This window comes from Sphingomonas sp. M6A6_1c (assembly GCF_053345135.1).
The window spans coordinates 264,122-285,783 of record NZ_JBKEZO010000006.1 but is presented as its reverse complement, the minus strand read 5'-3'; the positions used below and the strand labels follow the sequence as shown (position 1 = coordinate 285,783).

Below are 21,662 nucleotides of genomic sequence, written 5' to 3'. Positions count from 1 at the left end.
AACTCTTGCCAAACAGCATGCTAGGCCGGCGATCTTGGCGATCGCCGGCCCCGGCGATAGGACATGGACGAAAGGAAGATCATGGCTGACGAGGATGGCGCGAACAATCTGCCCGCGGGCTATGTGCCGCCCGCGGTGTGGACGTGGGACCGGTCGAACGGCGGCCAGTTCGCCAGCATCAACCGCCCCGTCTCGGGCGCGACGCACGATGCGCCGCTGCCGGTCGGGCAGCATCCGCTCCAGCTCTATTCGCTCGGCACGCCCAACGGGCAGAAGGTGACGATCCTGCTCGAGGAATTGCTTGCCGCGGGCCATGCCGGCGCCGAATACGACGCGTGGCTGATCGAGATCGGCAAGGGCGACCAGTTCGGCAGCGGCTTCGTCGCGCTCAATCCCAATTCGAAGATCCCGGCGCTCGCCGATCACGCCACGACCCCGCCGACGCGGGTGTTCGAGAGCGGATCGATCCTGCTGTATCTCGCCGAAAAATTCGGCGCCTTCCTGCCGGCCGATCCGGCGGCGCGGGTACAGGCGATCAACTGGCTGATGTGGCAGATGGGCTCGGCGCCGTTCGTCGGCGGCGGCTTCGGCCATTTCTACGCTTATGCGCCGATCAAGATCCAATATGCGATCGACCGCTATGCGATGGAGGCCAAGCGTCAGCTCCACGTGCTCGACACGCATCTGGCGGAGCATAGCTATCTGGCGGGCGACGACTATTCGATCGCTGATATCGCGGTCTGGCCCTGGTATGGCGGACTGCTCACCGGCACCTATGGCGCGAGCACGTTCCTGAGTGCCGGCGACTATCCCGATCTGCAACGCTGGGCCGACCGGATCGCGGCGCGCGAACCGGTGCGGCGCGGCCGTATCGTCAACCGCATCATGGGCGAGCCGGGCAGCATCCTGCGCGAACGGCACGAAGCGGCGGATATCGACGCGGCGCTCGCGGCGACGGCCAATCCATAAGGGGGAATGACGGATGATCCTGGCGAAGCGACTTTTATCGGGGGCGGCGCTCGCCATGGCGGCGACGGCGGCGGGTGCGCAACCGGCGGCCCCGGCGCCCGGCTTCGCGGTCGCCGGGGCCGGTTTCGTCAAGGACGGCAAGCCCTATCAGGTCATCTCCGGCGAGATCCATTACGTCCGCATCCCGCGCGCCTATTGGCGCGACCGATTGCGCAAGGCGAAGGCGATGGGGCTCAACACCATCACCACCTACGCCTTCTGGAACGTCCACGAGCCGCGGCCCGGCGTCTACGATTTCAGCGGCCAGAACGACATCGCCGCCTTCATCCGCGACGCGCAGGCGGAGGGGCTCGACGTCATCCTGCGGCCCGGCCCCTATGTCTGCGCCGAATGGGAATTGGGCGGCTATCCTTCGTGGCTGCTCAAGGACCGCAAGCTCGTCCTGCGCTCGACCGACCCCGCCTATACCGCCGCGGTGGAGCGCTGGATCGTCCGGCTGGGGCAGGAGGTGAAGCCACTGCTGCTCGCCAACGGCGGCCCGATCGTCGCGGTGCAGCTCGAGAACGAATATGGCGCCTTCGGCGACGACAAGGCGTATCTGCGGGGGCTGGAGGCGACCTATCGCCGCGCCGGCCTCGCCGATGGCGTGCTGTTCACCTCGAACCAGGCGTCGGACCTCGCCAAGGGCTCGCTGCCGCAACTCCCCTCGGTGGTCAATTTCGGCTCGGGCGGTGCGGCCAATGCGGTCGCCAAGCTCGAGGCGTATCGCCCCGGGGGGCTGCGCATGGTCGGCGAATATTGGGCCGGCTGGTTCGACAAATGGGGCGAGGACCATCACGAAACCGACGGTCGCAAGGAAGCCGAGGAGATGCGCTTCATGCTCCAGCGCGGCTATTCGATCTCGCTGTACATGGTTCACGGCGGCACGACCTTCGGCTGGATGAACGGCGCCGATTCGCATACCGGCACCGATTACCATCCCGATACGACCAGCTACGATTACGATGCGCCGATCGATGAGGCGGGCAATCCGCGCTACAAATATGCGCTGATCGCCAAGGCGATCGCCGAGGTGACGGGCAAGCCCGCCGCGCCCACCCCGGCGCCGACGGTCGCGGTCACCTTCCCGGTCTCGCCGATCCGGCGCAGCGCGTCGCTATGGGACAATCTGCCCGATCCGGTGCGCGCGCGCCTGCCGCTGACCTTCGAGGAACTCGACCAGAATTACGGCTATGTCCTCTATCGCGTCGCGCTGCCGGCGGGCGGGGGCGGGACGCTGACGCTCAAGGGCATGCACAGCTATGCGCAGGTCTATGTCGACCGCAAACTCGCGGGCACGCTCGATCGCCGGCTGGGGCAGGAGAGCGTGACGCTGCCGCCCCGCGCCGGGGCCGCGACGCTCGACGTGCTGGTCGAGAATACCGGGCGGGTGAACTATTCGCACGCGATCCGCACCGAACAGACCGGGCTGACCGGCGCGGTGACGCTCGACGGCAAGACGCTGGAGGACTGGCGGATGTACCGCCTGCCCATGGACGATCCGTCGAGCCTTCGCTTCACGGCCGCGCCCTGCGTCGGACCGTGCTTCTACGAGGCGGAGATGACGGTGGATCAGCCGGGCGACACCTATCTCGACGTGCGCGGCCTGCATAAGGGGCAGCTCTGGCTCGGCAGCCACAATCTCGGCCGCTTCTGGTCGATCGGGCCGGTCCACACGCTCTACACGCCCGCACCGTGGCTGCAGCGCGGCGTCAACCGCATCATCGCCTTCGACGTCACCGGCGACCCCAGCGATCGTCTGACGACGGTCGACGCCCCGGTGTTCGGCAAAGTGACAACGACAAGAGAGGCGCAATAGCGCGCCGCCACCGCTGGTGCTTGCCCGCATGGCCCGGTGCCCGGCCGCGACGCCGCGGCCGGGCGTAGCCGTCAGGCGGCATCGCTATGGATCGGGATGCGGCGGACGTTGTCGGTGGCGGCGGCCGATTTGGGCAAGGTGATGGTGAGCACGCCATTGCGGAAGCTGGCGCTCGCCTTGTCGGCCTCGACGGTGCGCGGCAGGCCGATCCGGCGTTCGAACCGGCCGTAGCTGCGTTCGGAATAGCCGCGATCCCTGTCCTCGACCTCCGATTTCTTCTCGCCGCGCAGCGTCAGCACGCCGTCCTCGGCGACGATCTCGACATCCTTCTCGTCGAGTCCGGGCAGTTCCGCGGTGACGCGGATCTCGTCGTCGGTCTCGCCGAGTTCGAGCTTCGGCGAGAGCAACGCGCGCTCCGTGCCGGCGAAGGTGGGAACGCCGAAACCGCGGACGACGTCGTCGAACAGCCGGTTCATCTCGCGATGCAGCGAGAGCAGCGGATCGCGCCGGTCCTGCTCGACGCCGAACGCCGCCGGGACACGCTCGTCCGTGCGGCTCCAGGGGATCAGATCACGAATGGCCATGGGTCCTGTCTCCTTTCTGGTCAGTAAGATGATGCGGGTCGATCGATGCGGCGGGGCTGCGATCAGGCGGCGCGGAGCGCCTCGCTGTCGCCCTCGCCGATGCGGGTGGCAGCGGCGGGCGTTCCGCCGCCGATCGCGATCCGGCGCGGCTTCATCGCATCGGGAACGACGCGCCTGAGTGCGATGCTGAGCAGGCCGTTGTCGCAGCGCGCCTCGTCCACCTCGATGAAATCGGCGAGCTGGAAGCGCCGTTCGAACGGCCGCGCGGCGATGCCGTGGTGCAGGTAGCGCGCGTCGTCCTGCTCGGCCTCGCGCTTGCCGGTGACGATCAACTGGTTCTGCTGCGCGACCACCTCGATCTGGTCGGGGCGGAAGCCGGCGACCGCCAGCGTGATGCGATAGCGATCCTCGCCCTCGCGGACGATGTCGAAGGGCGGATAGCCGTCGGCGACGTCGCCGCGCCCGGTTTCGAGCAGGTCGAACAGCCGGTCGAAGCCCACCGTCGAGCGGCGATAGGGCGTGAAGTCGAAATTGGTCCTCATCTCCAAATCCTCCTGTGAAGCGATCTGGACATGAGCGGCACCGGCGCGGGAGTCGGCGCCCTCGATGTCCGGTCCGGACCCGGTTCGGCGTCCGGCGCGCGAAAACTGGGAATGCCGATCGGGAGATCAAGGGGGTGTCGGTAGATTTTTTGAGGGCTGGCGAGCGACGAATTTATGCTGCCGATCTTCGGTGCCGCATTGGCGAATGGCCGTAACGGTCCTAAGGGCTGAGGCTACGGTTCCGGGCAGACATCGGAACGTTCAGGGAGGACGATATGAACAAGATCCTGAGGAATGCCTATCTGTGGGCGAGCGCCGCGCCGCTGGCGCTGCTGATCGCGGGACAGGCCCATGCGCAGACCGCCCCAGCCGACGCGGCCGTTCCCGCCACGAGCACCGCGCAGCGCGCCGCCCCCGATGCGGGGATCGTCGATCCGGATGCGCAGGCCGGTGAGGACATCATCGTCGTCGGCACCGCGGGCGGCGGCACGCGGCGGCAGAATGCGGCGTTCGCGGTCACCACGCTCAGCAACGATGCGATCGAGCGCGCCGCGCCGAACAGCACCGCCGACCTGCTGCGCACCGTGCCTGGCGTCATGGCGGAAAGCTCGGGCGGCCAGAACGGCGCGAACATCTTCGTGCGCGGCTATCCCTCGGGCGGCGACGCGCAATTCGTCACCTTCCAGCTCGGCGGCGTGCCGATCTTCCCACCCTCGACCTTGTCGTTCCTCGAGAACTCGCAGCTGATCCGCCTCGATGAGACGGTGCAGCGCGTCGAGGCCGTCCGCGGCGGTACCGGCTCGCTATTCTCGAACGGCCAGCCTGGCCTCACCGTCAACGTCGTGCCGCGCGTCGGCGGCGACACGTTCAAGGGCTTCGCCAAATTCTCCTACACCGATTATGACGAGGCGCGCGGCGATGCCTGGGTGTCCGGCCCGCTCGGCGGCAACACCAGCTTCATGGTCGGCGGCTATTACGCGCAGGGCAATGGCATACGCGACCCCCGCTACCGCGCCGAGAAGGGCGGACAGGTCACCGCCAACATCCACCACGATTTCGACGGCGATCGCGGCTCGGTCGAGGTCTATGCGCGCTATCTGAACGACCACGGCCAGTGGCTGCTGCCGATCCCGATCGTCCAGAACGGCAGCAAGATCAGCGAATATGCCGGCTTCGACGCGGGCACCGGCACGCTCGCCGGACCCGAGACGCGGGTGACGACCAATCTCGTCGGCCGCACGCTAGATCTCGCCGAGGGGCGCGGCGCCAAGGTCGTCAACACCGGCCTGACCTTCGATTACGAGGTCGCCGGCGGCGTCCGCCTGCGCGAGCGGCTGAGCTATCTCGGCGGCGATGCCGACACCGTCGGCCTCGTTCCCGCCGATGCACCGACCGCCGCATCGGCACTGGCAACGACCCTGGGCGGTGCCGGTTCGACGGTGGCCAGCCTCACCTATGCCAACGGCGGTGGCGCGGTGGCGGGCGGCGCGGCGACGCCGCTGATGCGCGCTGGTATCTGGGAAGTCCGCAAGAAGATCAGCTCGTTCGTCAGCGACAGCGCGCTCGAATGGACCACGGGATCAAACAAGCTGACCGGCGGTTTCTATTACGCCAACTACACGACGCGCGACAATTGGTCGCTAGGCAACCAGATCCTGCTGACCGCGACGCCCAATGCCCGCGTCGTCGACATGACGCTGAACGGCGGCCGCGCCGCGACGCTGCGCGGTTTCACCAGCGGCCCGACCTTCCTCGTCAATGCGGGCTATGAAGGCAATGATTACGCTTTGTACGGCGTCGACGAGCTGCAGATCACGCCCGAACTGCGCGTCGACGGCGGCGTTCGCTGGCAGCGGCACGAGGTCACCGGCACCGTCCGCACCCCCGCCGCGGCGGCGGCCAATCTCGATGGCAACGCCGCCACGCTCTACGACAATGCCGTTGCGGTGATCGGTGCACCGACACGGATCGATTATGGCGATTCGAAATGGTCGTGGACCGCCGGTGTCAATTACGACTTCACCCGGACCATCGGCGTGTTCGGCCGATACAGCCGCGGCAACAGCTTCCCGGCGTTCGACAATCTGCGCGAAGGGCTGACCATCGTGGCGCAGGTCGACACCTATGAGGGCGGGCTCAAGCTCTCGCTGCCGTGGATCAACCTCTACGCCACCGGCTTCCACAACACCTTCGACGGGCTGGCGACGACGCAGATCATCAACAACGTGCCGTCGAGCCAGACCGGCGGCGCGAAGGCGACCGGCGTCGAACTGGAAGGCACGCTGCGCCCGTTCCGCGGCTTCAGCCTGAACGCGTCGGGGACGTATCTCGACGCGACCTATCGCGGCTTCTTCTCGAACAACGGCCTGATCGACAACACCGGCAACCGTGTGCAGCGTCAGCCGAAATGGGGCTGGCGCGTCACTCCCGCCTATGAGCTGCCGATCGGCACGCTGCGGCCGGCGCTGTTCGCCACGCTGCAATATACCGGCGATCGCTTCTCCGACCCCGAAAACCAGCAGCTACTGCCGCATTTCTACCAGCTCGACGCGGGCGTGTCGGTCGATGTGCTCGACCATGTCCGCCTCCAGGTCACGGGCAACAACCTGACCAACGAGATCGGGCTGACCGAGGGCAATCCGCGGACCATCGGATCGCAGGGGGCGGGGCCGATCCTCGCCCGTCCGATCCTGGGCCGTTCGTTCCGCTTCAGCGCCGCGGTCAACTTCTAGAACGGCCGACGCCTCCGGATCGTCTCGTCTCGAGACGATCCGGAGGTGGTCATCCCGACAATCGTCGAAACGACGCCACCGCCGCGATCACAGGTGGAATTCCACCCCTGCGCCGAACGTCTGCGGTTCGCCGAGGATCGCGCGGCCGGTGCTGGCGTAGCGATATTGGCTATAGTCTTCGTCGAGCAAATTGCGGGCGAAGGCGAAGAGGGTAACGCCATCGCGCTCCCAGCCCAGCCGCGCGTTCACCAGCGTCCGCCCCGGTAGGCGCGTCTGCGTCTGCGTCACGCCGACATCGCTGAACACCGGACCGCGGTAGCTGGCGTTGATGTTGCCAACGATCGGCCCGACCCGCGCGTTGACGCCGCCGGCGAGCGTCCAGCGCGCGGCATAGGGGAATTGCGATCCGGCCAGATCGATCACGCTGCTCGATCCGCTCGGCAGCGTGAAATCGTCGAACTTGGTGACGACATGCCCGACCGAGGCATAGGCATCGACCGCACGGCTGATCCGACCCTGCGCCTCGACCTCGAAGCCATAGAGGTGCGATTTGGCGGCGTTGACCGTGTTGTAATCATATTCGTTCAACCCGAACAGCGCGTTGGTCTGCTGATCCCGCCAGTCGATATAGAAGACGTTGGCGTTCAGCGTCAGCCGCCCGCCCAGCCAGCGCGACCGCAGCGATCCCTCGTAATTCCAGCTATATTCGGGATCATAGGCGACGAGCAGCGCGCGCGCCGGGTTCTGGCTCGACCCGCCCGAGCGATAGGCGCGCTGCACGGTGAAGGCGGTGCTGAGATCGCGCGTCCAGTCGACGTTGACGCCCGCCTTGGGCAGGAACGCATCGAAGCTGCGCGCATTGCTCGCCCGCGCCGACGAGGCGCTCGACACCAGCCCGAGCACGCCGCGATTGACCGCCGTGATCGCCTGGAACAGCGGCGTTCCCGTCGCGCCGAACGTGGCGGGGTTCGGCAGCGTGCCGGTGAAGCGTGCCACCGTCTCCGCGGTATACCGGTTCTCCTCGTGATCGTAGCGGAAGCCGCCGATCAGCGAGAGCCGGTCGGTCACCCTGTAGCGCCCGTCGCCGAACAGCGCCGCCGTGCGCACCTGCTGCGGCGAATCCGCAGCATAAGCGATCGGGATCACCGGCAGCGCATTGGTGTAGAGCGTGGCGATCTGCCTCGCCGCCGCGGCCGGGAACCCTCCACCCTGCAACAGGGCGGCGATCGTGCCGGTCGGCGTGGTGATGTTGAGCCGGTTGGCGGCGATCAGCCCGCCGCCGCGGCGATAGGCCCAGCCGCCGAGCACGCCGCTCAGCCGTTCCCCGTCGTAATTAAGCCGCAGTTCCTGCGTCCAGGTGCGGAAATCGTTGGTGTTGTCGACCACCTGCAGGTCGGCGGCGGTGCCGTCGGTGTCGATCTGAGCATGCGAATGCGTCTTGTTGAACGACGTGACACTGGACAGCCGCAGCCGCGGGGCGATCGTATAGCCGACGTCCAGCAGCGCAATGTCGCTGTCGATCTTGCCGCGGCTCGGCGCATCACCGGTGGAGACACGGTCGTGGAAATAATCGGGCCGGTCGATGCGGGCATATTCGTACAGATAGCCGCCATCGCGCCGGACGCGATTGTAGCTCGCGCGGACCTCCAGCCCCGGCAGCGCGATCGGCGTCCATTTCAACTTGCCGCGAAGGTTGAGCGAGCGCAGCGCATCGTCGTAGCCGCCGCGGGTGACGTTGCGGATCAGCCCGCGATCGGCGCGGCGCTCCGCCGAGAGGCGAAACCCCAGCTGATCCCTGACAAGCGGCCCGCCGACCGCGGCCGAGAGGGTGCGGTCGTCATATTCGCTCCACAGCACGCGTCCGTCGGCGCTATAGTCGGTGGTCGAGGCATCGCGCGTGGTGAGCACGACCGCCCCCGCCAGCGCGTTCAGCCCCTGGATCGTCGATTGCGGTCCGCGCAGGATCTCGACCTGCGCGACGTCCCACAGGTCGGTCGGGCCGCCGAACAAGGCCTCGCGCGGGATCGGCGCGCGATCGACATAGACGGTCGCGGTATCGGCATTGCCGCCGCCGCCGACGCCCATGTTGTTGATGCCGCGGATCGTGAACCCGGCCGAGCCGTAGGTCTCCGACACGTTCGCGGTGCGATTGTAGATGTCCTGGATCGTCAGGATATTTTCCTGTTCGATCCGCGCCGGCGTGGTGACGGCGACGCTCGTCGTCGTTTCCTGCACCGTGCGGTTCGACTTTTCGCCGGTGACGATGATGTCGCCGTCCGGCGCGCCGTCGGTTGCCTGCTGCGCCTGCGCCGTCCCGGCCCAGAACAAGGCGAAACCCAGCGTGGTGATGTGAATAGTTCGCATTAGCACCCCCTGGCGGCGCTTTGCCGACAGGGTCGTTGCGAGTCAATCGCATTTGGCTTGAAGCGTTGGTGGCCACGGCATTCCCACGGCAACCAGCCGCCGCTGCCGTACGGCGGATCGGCTCGTACGGCAGCGGCGGTCTTCATTCGATCAGAAGCGGAACAGCGTGCCGATATAATAAGCCCGGCCGTTTTCCAGCTCTTCGCTGAGCAGGTTGAAGGCGGGGCCGGTCACGCGCGTCGGGCGATTGTCCGACAGGTTCTTGCCCTGGGCCACGACGGTGATCGCGCGCGAGAGGCGGAGGCGGATCTGCGCGTCGAACGTGTCGCTCGCCTTGTAGCGGACGTCCTGGGTCGGGTCGGTGGTCGAAGCTGTCAGCAGCAGCGGCGACAGGTGGTTCCACGCGCCCTGCACCGTCACCGGTCCGACCGTATAAAAGGCACGGACGTTGCCGACGACGTTCGCACTTTCGACGAGGCTGGACAGGCGGCGGCTGATGCCGTTGGTCATCATGATCGTCGGCGGCGTCGGTTGCAGCAGCGTGACGTTGGCGGCGATGCCGAAGCCGTCGAGCGGCTGCGGCAGGAAGGCCATGCGGGTGATCACCGCATTGAGTTCGACGCCGCGGATCACCGTGCCGCTGGCGTTGACCGGCCGGACGGTGGTGACCTGCGTGACGACACCGTTGAACGGTTGCAGCGCGGTGTTGCTGACCGTCAGTATCTCGTCGCGTACCGACTTGATGAAGCCCGCCGCCGAGAACAGGACGTCGCGGTTGAGATAATATTCGAGGCTGACGTCGTAATTGTCGCTGCGGCGGGGACGGAGCTGCGCATTGCCGGTGGTGATGGTGACGAAGTTGGTCCCCGCGTTGATCGCGATCGTCTGCCGGCCCGCCAGATCGTTGTAATTGGGCCGGGCGAGCGTGCGGCTGAAGGCGGCACGGGCGCGCAGCTCCGCGGTCACGTTCCAGTCGAGCTGCGCGGAAGGGAGCCAGTCGCGGTAATGCTGACGCTGCTGCCCATAGCCGAGACGCACCGTCTTGCCGGTCGTGGTGAGATTATAAGAGCCCGTCGACAGGCCGGTGTCCTCGTACCGTACGCCGGCGGTCAGCCGCAACGCGTCGCGGGCGTAGCGCCCCATGAGATAGCCGGCCTTGATCTCTTCGGTCAGCGTATAATCCGACTGCAGGCTTGCCTGAGCGTTGGTCGCGTTCGCGGTGAATTTGGTCGGGTTGGCGGCGAAATAGGCGCTGACCGCGGCCGGATCGAAGAACATCACGCGCTGCCCGCCGCCGTTATACGGCGTATAACGCTGCGGCGCGATGAAGCTGGAGAGCGATGCGGCTCCGGCGATGGGCGTGTAGTCGCTGACGGTGCGATCGTAGCGGCGGTCGAGGAAGCGCGCATAGGCGCCCGTCGCAAAGCCGAACCCGTCATCCTCATTCGCCATGTTGACCGCCAGATTGGCCCGCGCGGTCAGCGCCTTCTCCTTCTGATCGTCGGGCGTGGTCTGGTAATCATAGAAATTGTACCTCGTCGGATCGGCGACATAGGCCGGCTCGGCGAAGGTGAATTGCGGGAATCCGCCCGGCGTAATCGCGTAAGTATAAGCGAGACGCGTGCCGGCGGGGATGCGGAAGACCGATGTCGTCGCGTCCTGACGATAGGTGGCGATCGCATAATTGACCCCGAAATCGGCACGGACATGGTCGCCGGGCGTCAGCTCGCCATGCAGATCGGCATATTTGATCCCGCGCTTCTGGAAGAAGCGGGACTCGTCGGCCTGTGCGTAATTGCCGCTGGTCACCTTGCCGCCCGACTGCGTGACATTGGTGATATAAGTGTATTTGTTGGTCGCCGCGGTCACCGCATTGTTCGGTGTGACGCTGTTCGCCTGGCGATCCTCGTCGTTGGTGTGATGGAATTCGGCGACGGTCAGCGCGCCGCTGAACATCGCATGATCGTCGAACTCCAGCTTGGCGAAGCCGCCGTAACGCTGGCGAAGATTGTCATAGTGCAGCCAGCGGCGGACCGACGGTACGACCGCAGCGTTGCCGGCATCGCTGACCGCCGGGTTCAGCCGCTGGCCGGTCGCGGGATCGACGTAGAGCGGTGTCGTGCTCGCGCTGTCGAGCGACGCGCTCACCCGGCGGAAATAGCTGCCGGCGACGACGATGCCGAATTTGCGGTCGGGACCGAAGGTCGTCGCGCCGACCAGCTCGGCCTGGCCCGAGGGCGGATTGCCGCCGCGCGTGCGCCGGAAGTCCCAGCGGCCGATATCGACGCGACCCCCGACGAAGCTCTTGCCGCCGTTGTCGAAGGCGCTGCGCGTGCGCAGATTGGCGATACCGCCGATCGCATTGCCGTTCATCGCCGCGGTCATCGACTTATAGACCTCGACCCGGCTCGCGAGCGACGACGGGATCACGTCGAGCGAGACGTTGCGGCGCGAGATCTCGTTGGCGGGCAGCGGCACGCCGTCGATCTCGACCAGATTGTAATCGGCATTGAGCCCGCGGATCGACAGGAATTGCGCCTCGCCGCGACCATTGTTCTGGATCGTCGAGACGCCGGGGACGCGGGTCAGCGCCTCGCCCAGCCCGAAGTCCGGCAGCGTGCCGACTTCGTCGGAACTGATGCTGTCGGAGATGACCGCGATCTCGCGCTTGGCGGCGATGTCCTTCTTCGCCTGCAGCCGCGCCCCCGTGACGACGATATCGCCCTCCGTCTCCGGTCCGGCGGTGGCCGACGCGCTTTGATCGGGCGCCGGCGGGAGCGCGCCGGTCTGCGCGACGGCGATCGCGGGCATCGCGACGGACAGCAGCAACAGGATACGGCAGGTGGTTCGTAGCAGCATGAAATTTCCCCCTAGGTCTGACATGGGAGCGTCATTTAATCACTATAGGTGACATAACGGTGACGCGGCGCGATTTGGCGCAGCCGTGCAGACGAAGGGACCTATGACGATGATATTGCTCGGCATGCTGCTCGCCGCCGCGTCGGTGGAGGTGTCCGGCCTGGTCTATGCCTGCGGCGACGATCAGGTGCGTGAGCTGACGATCGGCAGCAACGGCACCACCGAGTCGTGGCGCTGGACGGCGAAAGCCGCCGCCGATCTGCCGCCCGACTATCGCGACGGACTGCTCGGCCATATCGACGAGTGCAAGCCGGTCGAGAACGGGCTCGCGATCCTCGTCACCGCATCCACCGGCGGCGCGGTGCTGATCGATCGCGCGACCGGGCGGGTGCGGTTCCGCGCGCGCGTGCCGATGGCGCATTCGGCGGCGCTGCTGCCCGGCGGGCTGGTCGCGGTCGCGCTGTCGATCGATCCCGCCGGCGACCGGCTCGACCTGTACGACATCCGGCACAGCGAGCAGGTGATCCAGTCGCTGCCGCTGCCTTCCGGTCATGGCGCGGTGTGGGATGCGCGCCGCCGGCGGCTGTTCGCGCTGTCGCACGATCTCGTCCAGGCCTTCCGCCTCGACCGCGGTGCCGCCGGTCCGCGGCTGGTCGAAAGCGCACGCTGGTCGCTCCCGGGCCGGCACGACGGCCACGATCTGTCGGCTGCCCCGGACGGCGGCTATTATCTGACGACCGACGACGGCGTATGGCGCTTCGACCCCGATCGTGGCGGTTTCGCCCCCTATTCGCCGCTCAACCCCAGCCGGCAGGTCAAGGCGGTGAGCGCGGTGGAAGACCGTATCGCCTGGGTCCAGGCCGAAGGGAGCTGGTGGGCGCGCGGTTTCACGGTGATGCGGCGGGACGGCAGCGACCGGCGGCACGTGCCGGTGCCCGATCTGCACCTCTACAAGGTGCGCTGGGTGCGATGAGCCGTCATCGCCCCGGCGCGCTGTCTGCGGCGGCCGCGCGGCCTCCAGGTCGGCGACGCTGCCCGGTCGTGGTCCGCGCCGCTGTTGCCGCTATGCGGTTGACAAGGCGCGGCGGGCGCGGTGTCGAGGGCGGATGACCGATCCGTTCGCCGGCGCCTTTCCGGCATCCTTCCTGCGCGAGGACGGCCGTCGGACGGCGACCGCCAACGAGCGTGTGGTGATGACCCTGCTGTCGAAGCGGGGTGCCGCCTCGCGGGCCGATCTTTCGCGGGCGACCGGTCTCGCGCCGCATTCGATCACCCGGCTGGTCGAGCCGTTGCTGGAGCGCGGCCTGGTGGGGGAGGGGGCGCCCGAGATCACCGGCCGGGGCAAGCCGAGCGCGCCGCTGCGCTTGCGCGCCGATGCCGCCTTCGCCGTCGGCATCTCCGTCATGACGGATGCGGTATCGCTCGCCTTGATGGATCTTACCGGCGCGATCCGGGCCCGCGCATCCGCCCCGCTCGAAAGCACGGATTTCCCGCGCGCGGCCGATCAGCTAGCGCGCCTGATCGACGATACGGTCGGGACCGCCGGGCTGGACCCGGCGCGGCGGATCGGCGTCGGCGTGGGCGTCACCGGCTATTTCATCGGTGACGGCGCGCGCCTCAATCCGCCCGCGCAGCTCGATCCCTGGGCGCTGATCCCGCTCGATACGTTGCTCGCCGATCGGCTCGGCGGGCCGTTATGGGTCGACAACGACGGCAACGTCGCGGCGGTGGGCGAGGCGATGCTGGGGGTCGGACGGACGGTCGGCGACTTCGCCTATCTCTATTTCGCGGCGGGTTTCGGCGGCGGCGTGGTCGCGGACGGCGCGCCGCTGCGCGGCGCCCATCGCAACGCCGGCGAGTTCGCCTCGATCCTGCCCGAAGGCTGGGCGCAACCCAATCTGGAGACGCTGCGGCTGTGGCTCGCCGCGCGGGGGCAGCCGTGGCCGGACCTGCATGCGATGCTCGCCGGCTTCGATCCGCACGATCCCGTGGTCGACGGCTGGCTCGACGCTTGCGCGCCCTCGCTCAACCTCGTCGCCTCGGCGATCTCCGCGACGCTCGATCCCGCATTGATCGTGCTGGGGGGAAGGCTGCCGCCCGCGCTGGCCGATCGCATCGCCGCGCGCATCCGCTTCACCAACCCCGAACGTCGCGGGCATCATCGTCCCGCCCCACGGATCGTCGCCTCCACGATCGGCGCCGACGCGCCCGTCATCGGCGCCGCGATGCTGCCGATGCGCGCCGCGTTCTTCACGTAGCGTGCTGATCGGCGTCATGCGGCGCACGGACGATCCGCCACGCCCGCCCGCATCTACCGCAATCGCCGCCCGTAGACGTCCTGCACCTCCACCGGCTCGTTGCCGGTGCTGACCGACGGAGCCTCGGTGGTGCTGGTCGGGTCGATCGCCGACGGCACGGGCGTGACGCCGTTGCGTACCTATGCCGCGACCAAGGCGGCTGTGCGGCCCTACACGCACAGCTCGGCGGCGAAACTCGCGCCGCGTGGCATCCGCGTCAACGTCGTCTCGCCGGGCCCGCCGGATACGGATATGATGGCGTCGGTATCCGACGGTATGCGCCGGTTGCTGATGGTGTCGCCTGACGGTCTCGCCACCGCAACGAAACGCCGCGATCGCAGCGGTACCGCGGCGCCTTCATCCGGCGATGGTGAAGACCGAGCCCGAGTCGACGCGGATGCCGGCACCGTTGATGAAGCTGGCCCGCTCCGAGCACAGGAACGCGACCGCCGCGGCGACTTCCTCGGCGCGGCCGCGTCGCTTGAGCACCATGCCCGGCCGTTCCTCTTCGAGGAAGCTCTCGATCGCCGCGTCGAAGCTCTCGCCGCGTTCCTCGGCGCGCTTGCGCATCATCGTGTCGGTCATCGGCGTCGCGATGAAGGCCGGCGAGACGGTGTTCACCAGCACGTTGTCGCCGCCATAGGCCTTGGACAGCCCCTTCGCGAGGGCGAGGATGCCCGCCTTCGACGCGCAATAGGCCAGTTCGTCGACATAGGGTTGCACCGCATCCTCGGACGCGAACAGGACGATCCGGCCCCAGCCGTTCCCGCGCATCGCCGGGATCGCCTCGCGACACATCCGCACCGCGCCCAAGAGATTGATGTCGAGCGTCTGCTGCCAGCCGGCGTCGTCGACGTCGAGGAAGTCGCCGGTCGCCCCCGTCACCCCCGCGGCGTTGACGTAGATATCGGGGTGACCGAGCCGGTCGCGCACCTCCGCCCAGATCGACCGCACGTCATCGGGGCTGGTCACGTCCCCGGTCACGGCGACGACCTCGCCGAGCGGGGCCAGTTCGGCAACCGCCTCGTCCAGCGTGCCGCCGGGCTGATCGGTGATCGCGACGCGCACGCCCGCCTCCAGCAGCAGCCGCGCCGTATCCTTGCCCATGCCGGAGTCGGCGCCGCTGATCAGCGCGATACGGTTCTTGATACCCAAATCCATGACGAACTCCTCAACGGTCGGATGCGAGAAAACGGTCGGCGGTGCGCAGCGACAGCGCCATGATCGTCAGCGCGGGATTGGCCGCCAGCGCGCTGGGAAAGACGGAATTGTCGCAGATCAGCAGATTGGGAACGTCGAAGCTGCGGCCGTCGGGATCGACCACCGCGGCGTCGCCGTCCCGTCCCATGCGGCACGTACCGATCGTATGGGCGGAGCGGTCGACCGCGAAGATGTCGCTTGCGCCCGCCGCGGCCCAGATGTCGGTGAGCGTCCGCCGGGCGTGACGGTCGATCGCCTGCTCGTTGGCGTGATAGCTGAAGTCGATCCGCGCCTTGCGATGGCCAAAGGCGTCGGCCTCGTCGCTGAGCGTCAGGCGATTGTCGGCATGCGGCAGGCATTCGCCGTTGATCCCGATCCCGGCCATGCGATTGTATCCGCGCAGGACGCTCTGCAGCCGTTCGCCCCACATGCCGGCCCCGCGGGCGAGGCCGGTGGCGAGGGTGACGGGCAGCACGCCGAGGCTCTGGATCAGATAGCCGCCGGCACAGCCGGCATCACCGGGCCGCATCATGTCCTCGCTGATCAGCGACGAGGGATAGCCGCGGTTCATCCGCATGTCGGCGTCGAACCGGCCCCAGATCTGCGTCGCGACATGCGCCATGAAGTTGCGCCCGACCTGACCGCTCGAATTGGCGATGCCGAGGTTGAGCAGCAGGCGCGGCGTCTCGATGCCGCCGGCGCACAGGAAGACCGCGGCGCAGCGCTGGCGATGCTCCTCTCCGCCCTGCCGGTAGACAATTGCGCTGATCCGGCCGCTGCCGTCGAACTCGAACGACAGCAGGCGCGCCTCGGCGCGGATCTCGGCGCCATGGGCGACCGCGACGGGCAGATAGGTCGTGTCCATGCTCGTCTTGGCGGCGGTGCGGCAGCCTTGATGGCAGGTGCCGCAATTGACGCAGCCCTGCCGCTGTCCCCAATGCGGCTGGTCGCGATCGCGCGAGACCAGGGCCGCCGGCGCGTCGGTGGCGGTGATGCCGATTGCCGCGCAGCCCCGCGCCATCGCGTCGGCCGCGGCGTTGCGCGCGACGGGGGGATAAGCGTAGCGGCGGGTGGCATCCCAGGGGTAATCGGCCGGGCCGGATACGCCGGTGAACCGCTCGACCGCGTCGATGTAGCGGATCAGCTCGGCGTGATCGATCGGCCAGTCCGCGCCTTCGCCGGTGAGCGTCTTCAGTTGCAGATCGCGCGGATCGGGGCGGGGGCAGAAGGCGCCCCAATGCAGCGTCGACCCGCCGACCCCCATGCCCGAATTGTTCGAACCGAAGGCGGTGGGCGTCGCTCCCCCGCTCAGCCGCTCCTCCATCCAGTAGATGTCGGCCGCGACCTCGTCGGCGACGTGATCGTCGGGCCGGAAGGCCCGGCCCGCCTCGATCGCCACGACCGACAATCCCGCCTGTGCAAGCCGCGCGGCGAGCGGCGCGCCGCCTGCGCCCGTGCCGATCACCACGGCATCGACCACCTCCGCCGCGGCATAGCGCGATGCCGTCACGCGATGCGCTCCAACGAAGGCTGCCAGGCTTCCGGATCGTCGGCGCCGGTGCGGGTATAGCCCTGTTTGCGCCGCCCGTCGCCGCCGACCGCAAAGCCGTCATAGCCGATCGCCGCCATCGTCGCCGGCAGCGACATCCACACCCGCACCGTCTCGGCGCGCACGTCCTCGAACCACAAGGCCATCTGCTCGGGCGAGAGGCGCGCCGCATCGTCGACGCTGCCGATCTGACCGCCGGCGATGCGTTCCAGCAGCCCGCTCTGCGCATCGGGCGCGAGCGCGGCGAAGCTGCCGGATGCGGTCGCCAGGGTGGCGAGCCCGCGCTGCCATGCCGCGCGATCGGGCGGCAGGGCGGCGAACCGCCAGCCGTCGCCGGGACCTTGGGCGATGCCGGCCAGGATGCGATCCGCCAAGGCATCGGCCCCGCCGCAGTCGGGCAGGATGCGCGCGACCAGCGCTGCGGTCGTCGCCCGTTCCTCCGCCGTCCAGCCCGTTGCCGCGGCCGGCGGGCGCATCCGCGCCAGCATCGCCGCGCGCGTCGCGCGACTGACGCGATCGGAGCCGAGGATCGTCGCGAACTCCGCGGGCAGGGCGGCGCCGGCGACCGTCGCCACATGGCCGTCGATCAGCGCGGCGAGCACGTCCGGCTGCTCGTACGGGATGAGATGCGCCGCGCCTGCCACGACTTGCAGGTCGGCGGTGACATAATGCGGCAGGTTGAGCCGGCGTTGCGCGTTCTCGCCGAGGTCGCCGTCTTCGGCGCCGGCGACGATCAGCGCGGGGATCGCGATGCGGTCGGCATCGGCGGCCCGATCCTCTCGGCTGCCGCGTTCGAGCCAGCCGAGCCAGGCCTCCCGGTTCGACCGCCGCACATCGCCGATCGCCGCGTCGCGCAGCGGACCCGCCAGCGGCGTCGCGCTATTGGCATCGACGAACGTCGCCGCATCGGTGCTGGAGGCCTGCCCCGCGGCGAACCAGCCGATCATCTCGGCGCGGCGATCCTCGTCCATCGGTTCGGGCGACGGGGGCGAGGCCGCGACGAGCACGACGCCGAGCACCCCCGACAGGCCGATCTCTCCGGCGGCGGCGCGCGCCGCGACGAGCGTGACGATCTTGCCGCCCATACTGTGCCCGACGAGCACGCAGGACGCCGGCGCGCGCGAGCGGACCTCGTCCGCCAGCCAGTCCGCCATCGCGTCGACACCGGCATATCCGGCATCCGCCCTGTCGCCGAACCCGGGAAGGTCGAGCGCGACGCAATCCCGCCCCGGCAGGCGATCGACGACTTGCGTCCACTCACCCGCACTGGCGCCGAGCGCATGAAGAAATACCACCGTCGGTCCGGTCATGCACCCTCGCAAAATCAACTGCATGCCCCGACGATGCAGCGACCGGTCCGTTCCGGTGGATATCGCCCTGCGACGAATTATCTTATGTTAGCAGGGTCGCGCCGCGGTCATCCGTCGTCGCCGAGCAGATCGCGCGCGGCGCTTTGCAGCAGTTCCTCCAGCGTCGGATGGTACCAGGCCTGATCGGCGAAGGCCGCCGCATCCATGCCGCGTTCGATCGCCAGCGCGACGAGATGGCCGAGATGTTCGCCTTCCGGGGCGACGATCGAAGCGCCCAGCAGCTTGCCGTCGGCATCGGCATACAGGCGGACCAGCCCCTGATCCTCGCCATCCGCGGTCGCCCGGCCGTTGTCGGCGACACTCGCCTCGCCGATCCGGACATCCTCCGGCAAATCATCGAACGACATACCGACTTCCGTCAGATTGGGTTCGGTGAAGGCGATCGCGAAGGCCGGGAGGGGCTTGGCGGATGGCCCGCCCATCGCGACATCGCCGGCGATGCGACCACCGCGCGCCGCTTCGTGCAGCACGGGGCGCCACGCATTGGCGTCGCCGGCGATGAAGATGTCGCTGTCGCCGCAGCGGCGTGTATTTTTCTCGAAAACCGGCGTGCCATGATCGTCCAGCGCGATGCCCGTGGTATCGAGATCGAGCCCGTCGAGCGACGGCGGCCGCCCGGTCGCGGCGAGGACGAGGTCGACCTCGACCGCGCCGCCCGACCAGCTCAGTCGTGCACGACCGTCGTCGGTCAGCGCCGCGGATGCGTCGACGCCGAGCTGGAATGCGAATTCCTCGCCGATCGCCGCGATGGCGGCCGCATTCGTCTTCGGGTCCTTGAGGCCGCCGATCATCTCGCCCTCATCGATGACGGTGACCGCGACGCCGAGCCTGGCGAAGGCCTGGGCCAGTTCGAGCCCCAGCGGCCCGGCGCCGAGCACCGCCATCGTCGCAGGGAGATCGGCGAGTTCGAAGATCGTCTCGTGGGTATGGACGAGGTCGCGGACCGGATCGAGCGTCTCGGCGATGATCGGATGTCCGCCGGTCGCGATGATGATGCCGCGGCGCGCGGTGATCCGGTCGTCGCCGACCGCGATCGTCCGCGGACCGGTGAAGCGGGCGCTGCCATGGACGACGCGGTCCGTGGGGATGGCATGATAGTCGTCGAGAACCGAGTCGACGAAGCGATCGCGTTGCTGCCGGACACGGCTCCACAGTTTGGCGGCATCGACGGAGACCTCACCCGTCACGATCCCGAATTCGCCCGCCTTGCGGGCCTGATACGCGACGCGCGCCGCGGCGATCAGCAGTTTGGAGGGCATGCAGCCGACACGCGTGCAGGTCGACCCGCCGGGTCCGCGCTCGACAATCACCACGTCGGCGCCGCGCGCCACCGCTGCCTTATAGGCCTTCAACCCCGCGGTGCCCGCTCCGATGATCGCCACATCGCATGTGCGCTCGTTCAATACCCGTCTCCACCTGAGGATCACTGTTCGTTGATCGACAAGGTATTGAGGTGCCACGATGTTCCGGATTATCTCTGCGGGGCGACGATAGCGCGACGATTGCGACCCGGAACGATCCGGGCCGCGGCGTCCGTTCTATCCGTTGCTAATACCGATCATCATCCTTCTCCGACCCCGCATTGCCCCGAACGGCCGCTCCAGCGGTTCGAACCATGGCGTCACGAGCAGATGCGGTACGGCGAGCGCGGCGATGCCGGCAAACAAGGGGCGTACCCCCGACGGATCGAGCCGCAGCAGCAGCCCGCCCGTGATCCCGATCAGGACCACGGCACTGAACAGGATCGGCCCCGTTGCCCGAAGATAGTCGGCGATGTCGGCGCAGCCGAGCTGATCGCTGCGTTCGGCCGTCTGCGGCAGCGCATGCAGCATAAGGAAGCCGACCGAAAATCCGACGAGAGGCGGCAGAACGAGAAGCGCCGCCGTCCCCGTCAGAAGGCGACCATCGCGGCGCTGAATGGCGCCGGCGATCAGCCAGGCCGCGGCCCCGCCGCCGGCGAAGGCCATCACCGCCACCATCGGCGGCACGAAGGTCGACGTACCCGCAAGGCTCAGCAGCTCGGTGAGCGCACCCATATGGAGCGTCGCAGGTGTGGCGACGAGGCTCGTCCCCCGCGCGATCTTCTCGAGGATCGAGCCGTCGGGTGCATCTTCAAGCCCGAAATGCACGGCGGACGCGACCAGGAGCGCGGGCAACGCCACCGCGGGATCGGCGATCCACCACGACAGGCAGAGGATGCCGACGAGCGCATAGAGCGCGAGGAACAACGGGCGCTGACGACGCTCCACGATCGCGAGGTCGCTGGCACCGTGCGCCATGCCGATCACGCCGATCGCCACGACGGCAAAGGCGAGCTGGACGGTCAGCGACCCTAAGGCGACGGCCGAGGCTGCCGCCAGCAATAGGCTGCCGCCGATCGCCGACGCGCGCGTCGTCATGACCGATGGCCGCGCTCGTCACCATGTTCGGCCAGCGCCTTGTCGAGGTTGCTGGCGGCGTAGAAAGCGTAAACGACCTTCGCGACGACATCCATGATCAGGATCGCCCAGACCGATGCCGGATCCGCGATGATCTTCATCCCCTCCGGCCCGATCAGGAAGACGATCGGGTACAGGAACCAGATGATCGTAAGGAAGGCGACGTTCTTGTTATAGGCCGCCCCCAATGCGGCGCCGCGGCTCATCGCCAGCGTGCGCAAAGGTCCCCACAGGAGATACAGCACGCCGAGGAACGCGACGCAGGACCAGCCATACCAGACCCACTTCGCCAGCGAAGGGCCCGCTAGCGACGAGACGAGACCGGTGACGATCATCAACACGTCGAGGACGATGATCGCGGTCAGGTGACCGCCGACCTCGCCGGTCCTGCCGCGTTCGTGGAAGGCGAGCAGAACGAGGCTCGACAGGAGGATGGGTGTGGTCACCGACCAGTCGAGATACCGGGCGAGATAGGTGATCGATCCGTCGATCTTGAACAGCGTCCCGATGCCGAAGGCCATGGCGAGATAGGCCGTTGCCGCGATGAACGGCACGCTGGCGTGCAGGAGGGTATGATGGCCCGAGGGATGCGTTTTTTTTCCGGTGACGTAAATCGCGAGCGAGCCCAGCGACATGATCGTGAACCCGAGGAGGAAGGCAGTTTGATCCATATGGGATGACCCCAATTCGTGGGGACGACCCGGCGCCGACCCGCCCGTAATAACTGGATTTGTGTCTTTTTGTGTCCATGCGTCGGTGAAGTTCATCCAACTGTCATGATGAGCGGGACGGCGAGAAGATGTCGGTCTTCGCGATCCGCCGTCGGGACCGGCGTTTGCCCGACCCATGCCGTCACCGCGACGCCTGCGCGGCTCGACGCGACCGGGCCGCTGCGCAATG

Annotated in this window: 15 protein-coding genes and 1 pseudogene; 6 read left to right on the top strand and 10 right to left on the bottom strand. The window is 67.9% G+C overall.

Features of this window, described 5'->3' with window-relative positions; translation table 11 throughout:
* Positions 1-81: 81 nt before the first annotated feature.
* Together yghU and ACLBWH_RS14650 are read left to right on the top strand one after the other, a co-directional pair.
* On the top strand, positions 82-969 hold the full coding sequence (yghU, locus tag ACLBWH_RS14655; protein ID WP_447799624.1) for a glutathione-dependent disulfide-bond oxidoreductase: 888 nt from the start codon (positions 82-84) through the stop codon (positions 967-969).
* Between the two features lie 13 nt (positions 970-982).
* Positions 983-2,827 carry a glycoside hydrolase family 35 protein gene (locus ACLBWH_RS14650; protein WP_447799623.1) on the top strand — a complete coding sequence of 615 codons (1,845 nt, stop codon included), beginning with the start codon at positions 983-985 and terminating at the stop codon, positions 2,825-2,827.
* A 71-nt stretch (positions 2,828-2,898) separates the two neighbouring features.
* On the opposite strand, the gene ACLBWH_RS14645 is transcribed toward ACLBWH_RS14650, so the two are convergent.
* Positions 2,899-3,411, bottom strand: coding sequence for an Hsp20/alpha crystallin family protein (locus ACLBWH_RS14645; protein ID WP_322849588.1), 513 nt, complete (start codon positions 3,409-3,411; stop codon positions 2,899-2,901).
* A gap of 62 nt (positions 3,412-3,473) precedes the next feature.
* Positions 3,474-3,953, bottom strand: a complete 480-nt coding sequence (locus tag ACLBWH_RS14640; RefSeq protein ID WP_322849587.1) for an Hsp20 family protein — start codon at positions 3,951-3,953, stop codon at positions 3,474-3,476.
* Positions 3,954-4,228: 275 nt separating this feature from the next.
* On the opposite strand from ACLBWH_RS14640, the gene ACLBWH_RS14635 reads away from it, so the two are divergent.
* Positions 4,229-6,685, top strand: coding sequence for a TonB-dependent receptor (locus ACLBWH_RS14635; protein WP_447799622.1), 2,457 nt, complete (start codon positions 4,229-4,231; stop codon positions 6,683-6,685).
* A gap of 87 nt (positions 6,686-6,772) precedes the next feature.
* On the opposite strand, the gene ACLBWH_RS14630 is transcribed toward ACLBWH_RS14635, so the two are convergent.
* Together ACLBWH_RS14630 and ACLBWH_RS14625 are read right to left on the bottom strand one after the other, a co-directional pair.
* A complete protein-coding gene (locus ACLBWH_RS14630) occupies positions 6,773-9,049 on the bottom strand; it encodes a TonB-dependent receptor (RefSeq protein WP_447799621.1) in 2,277 nt (758 codons plus the stop codon).
* Between the two features lie 150 nt (positions 9,050-9,199).
* On the bottom strand, positions 9,200-11,908 hold the full coding sequence (locus tag ACLBWH_RS14625) for a TonB-dependent receptor (protein WP_447799620.1): 2,709 nt from the start codon (positions 11,906-11,908) through the stop codon (positions 9,200-9,202).
* A gap of 103 nt (positions 11,909-12,011) precedes the next feature.
* Here ACLBWH_RS14625 and ACLBWH_RS14620 point away from each other — a divergent pair, with 103 nt between their 5' ends.
* The 3 genes and pseudogenes from ACLBWH_RS14620 to ACLBWH_RS14610 form a co-directional block, all read left to right on the top strand.
* Positions 12,012-12,881: a DUF6528 family protein gene (locus tag ACLBWH_RS14620; protein ID WP_447799619.1), complete on the top strand. Its 870-nt coding sequence runs from the start codon at positions 12,012-12,014 to the stop codon at positions 12,879-12,881.
* A gap of 133 nt (positions 12,882-13,014) precedes the next feature.
* Positions 13,015-14,166, top strand: a complete 1,152-nt coding sequence (locus ACLBWH_RS14615; protein ID WP_447799618.1) for an ROK family protein — start codon at positions 13,015-13,017, stop codon at positions 14,164-14,166.
* Positions 14,167-14,292: 126 nt separating this feature from the next.
* Positions 14,293-14,418 (top strand): annotated as a pseudogene (locus ACLBWH_RS14610) (oxidoreductase); the annotation flags it as partial.
* A gap of 144 nt (positions 14,419-14,562) precedes the next feature.
* Here the strand turns inward: ACLBWH_RS14610 and ACLBWH_RS14605 are convergent.
* The 6 genes from ACLBWH_RS14605 to ACLBWH_RS14580 form a co-directional block, all read right to left on the bottom strand.
* Positions 14,563-15,366, bottom strand: a complete 804-nt coding sequence (locus ACLBWH_RS14605; protein ID WP_447799617.1) for an SDR family NAD(P)-dependent oxidoreductase — start codon at positions 15,364-15,366, stop codon at positions 14,563-14,565.
* Positions 15,367-15,376: 10 nt separating this feature from the next.
* A complete protein-coding gene (locus ACLBWH_RS14600; RefSeq protein WP_447799616.1) occupies positions 15,377-16,915 on the bottom strand; it encodes a GMC family oxidoreductase in 1,539 nt (512 codons plus the stop codon).
* Positions 16,912-18,264: an alpha/beta fold hydrolase gene (locus tag ACLBWH_RS14595; protein WP_447799615.1), complete on the bottom strand. Its 1,353-nt coding sequence runs from the start codon at positions 18,262-18,264 to the stop codon at positions 16,912-16,914. The genes ACLBWH_RS14600 and ACLBWH_RS14595 overlap by 4 nt, the downstream gene beginning before the upstream one ends.
* Positions 18,265-18,371: 107 nt before the next feature.
* Positions 18,372-19,751 carry a dihydrolipoyl dehydrogenase gene (locus ACLBWH_RS14590; RefSeq protein ID WP_447799614.1) on the bottom strand — a complete coding sequence of 460 codons (1,380 nt, stop codon included), beginning with the start codon at positions 19,749-19,751 and terminating at the stop codon, positions 18,372-18,374.
* 111 nt (positions 19,752-19,862) lie between these two features.
* Positions 19,863-20,687, bottom strand: a complete 825-nt coding sequence (locus ACLBWH_RS14585; protein WP_447799613.1) for a Brp/Blh family beta-carotene 15,15'-dioxygenase — start codon at positions 20,685-20,687, stop codon at positions 19,863-19,865.
* Between the two features lie 32 nt (positions 20,688-20,719).
* The gene (locus ACLBWH_RS14580) at positions 20,720-21,529 is read right to left on the bottom strand and encodes a bacteriorhodopsin (protein WP_447799612.1); all 810 of its coding nucleotides are present in this window, start codon (positions 21,527-21,529) and stop codon (positions 20,720-20,722) included.
* Positions 21,530-21,662 lie beyond the last annotated feature (133 nt).

Excerpts from the sequence above, each read along its gene's own strand:
- yghU (WP_447799624.1), top strand. The coding sequence starts at position 82 with ATGGCTGACGAGGATGGCGCGAACAATCTGCCCGCGGGCTATGTGCCG.
- ACLBWH_RS14650 (WP_447799623.1), top strand. The coding sequence starts at position 983 with ATGATCCTGGCGAAGCGACTTTTATCGGGGGCGGCGCTCGCCATGGCG.
- ACLBWH_RS14620 (WP_447799619.1), top strand. The coding sequence starts at position 12,012 with ATGACGATGATATTGCTCGGCATGCTGCTCGCCGCCGCGTCGGTGGAG.
- ACLBWH_RS14615 (WP_447799618.1), top strand. The coding sequence starts at position 13,015 with ATGACCGATCCGTTCGCCGGCGCCTTTCCGGCATCCTTCCTGCGCGAG.
- ACLBWH_RS14625 (WP_447799620.1), bottom strand. The coding sequence starts at position 11,908 with ATGCTGCTACGAACCACCTGCCGTATCCTGTTGCTGCTGTCCGTCGCG.
- ACLBWH_RS14595 (WP_447799615.1), bottom strand. The coding sequence starts at position 18,264 with ATGACCGGACCGACGGTGGTATTTCTTCATGCGCTCGGCGCCAGTGCG.
- ACLBWH_RS14580 (WP_447799612.1), bottom strand. The coding sequence starts at position 21,529 with ATGAACTTCACCGACGCATGGACACAAAAAGACACAAATCCAGTTATT.
- ACLBWH_RS14635 (WP_447799622.1), top strand. The coding sequence starts at position 4,229 with ATGAACAAGATCCTGAGGAATGCCTATCTGTGGGCGAGCGCCGCGCCG.
- ACLBWH_RS14630 (WP_447799621.1), bottom strand. The coding sequence starts at position 9,049 with ATGCGAACTATTCACATCACCACGCTGGGTTTCGCCTTGTTCTGGGCC.
- ACLBWH_RS14645 (WP_322849588.1), bottom strand. The coding sequence starts at position 3,411 with ATGGCCATTCGTGATCTGATCCCCTGGAGCCGCACGGACGAGCGTGTC.
- ACLBWH_RS14605 (WP_447799617.1), bottom strand. The coding sequence starts at position 15,366 with ATGGATTTGGGTATCAAGAACCGTATCGCGCTGATCAGCGGCGCCGAC.
- ACLBWH_RS14640 (WP_322849587.1), bottom strand. The coding sequence starts at position 3,953 with ATGAGGACCAATTTCGACTTCACGCCCTATCGCCGCTCGACGGTGGGC.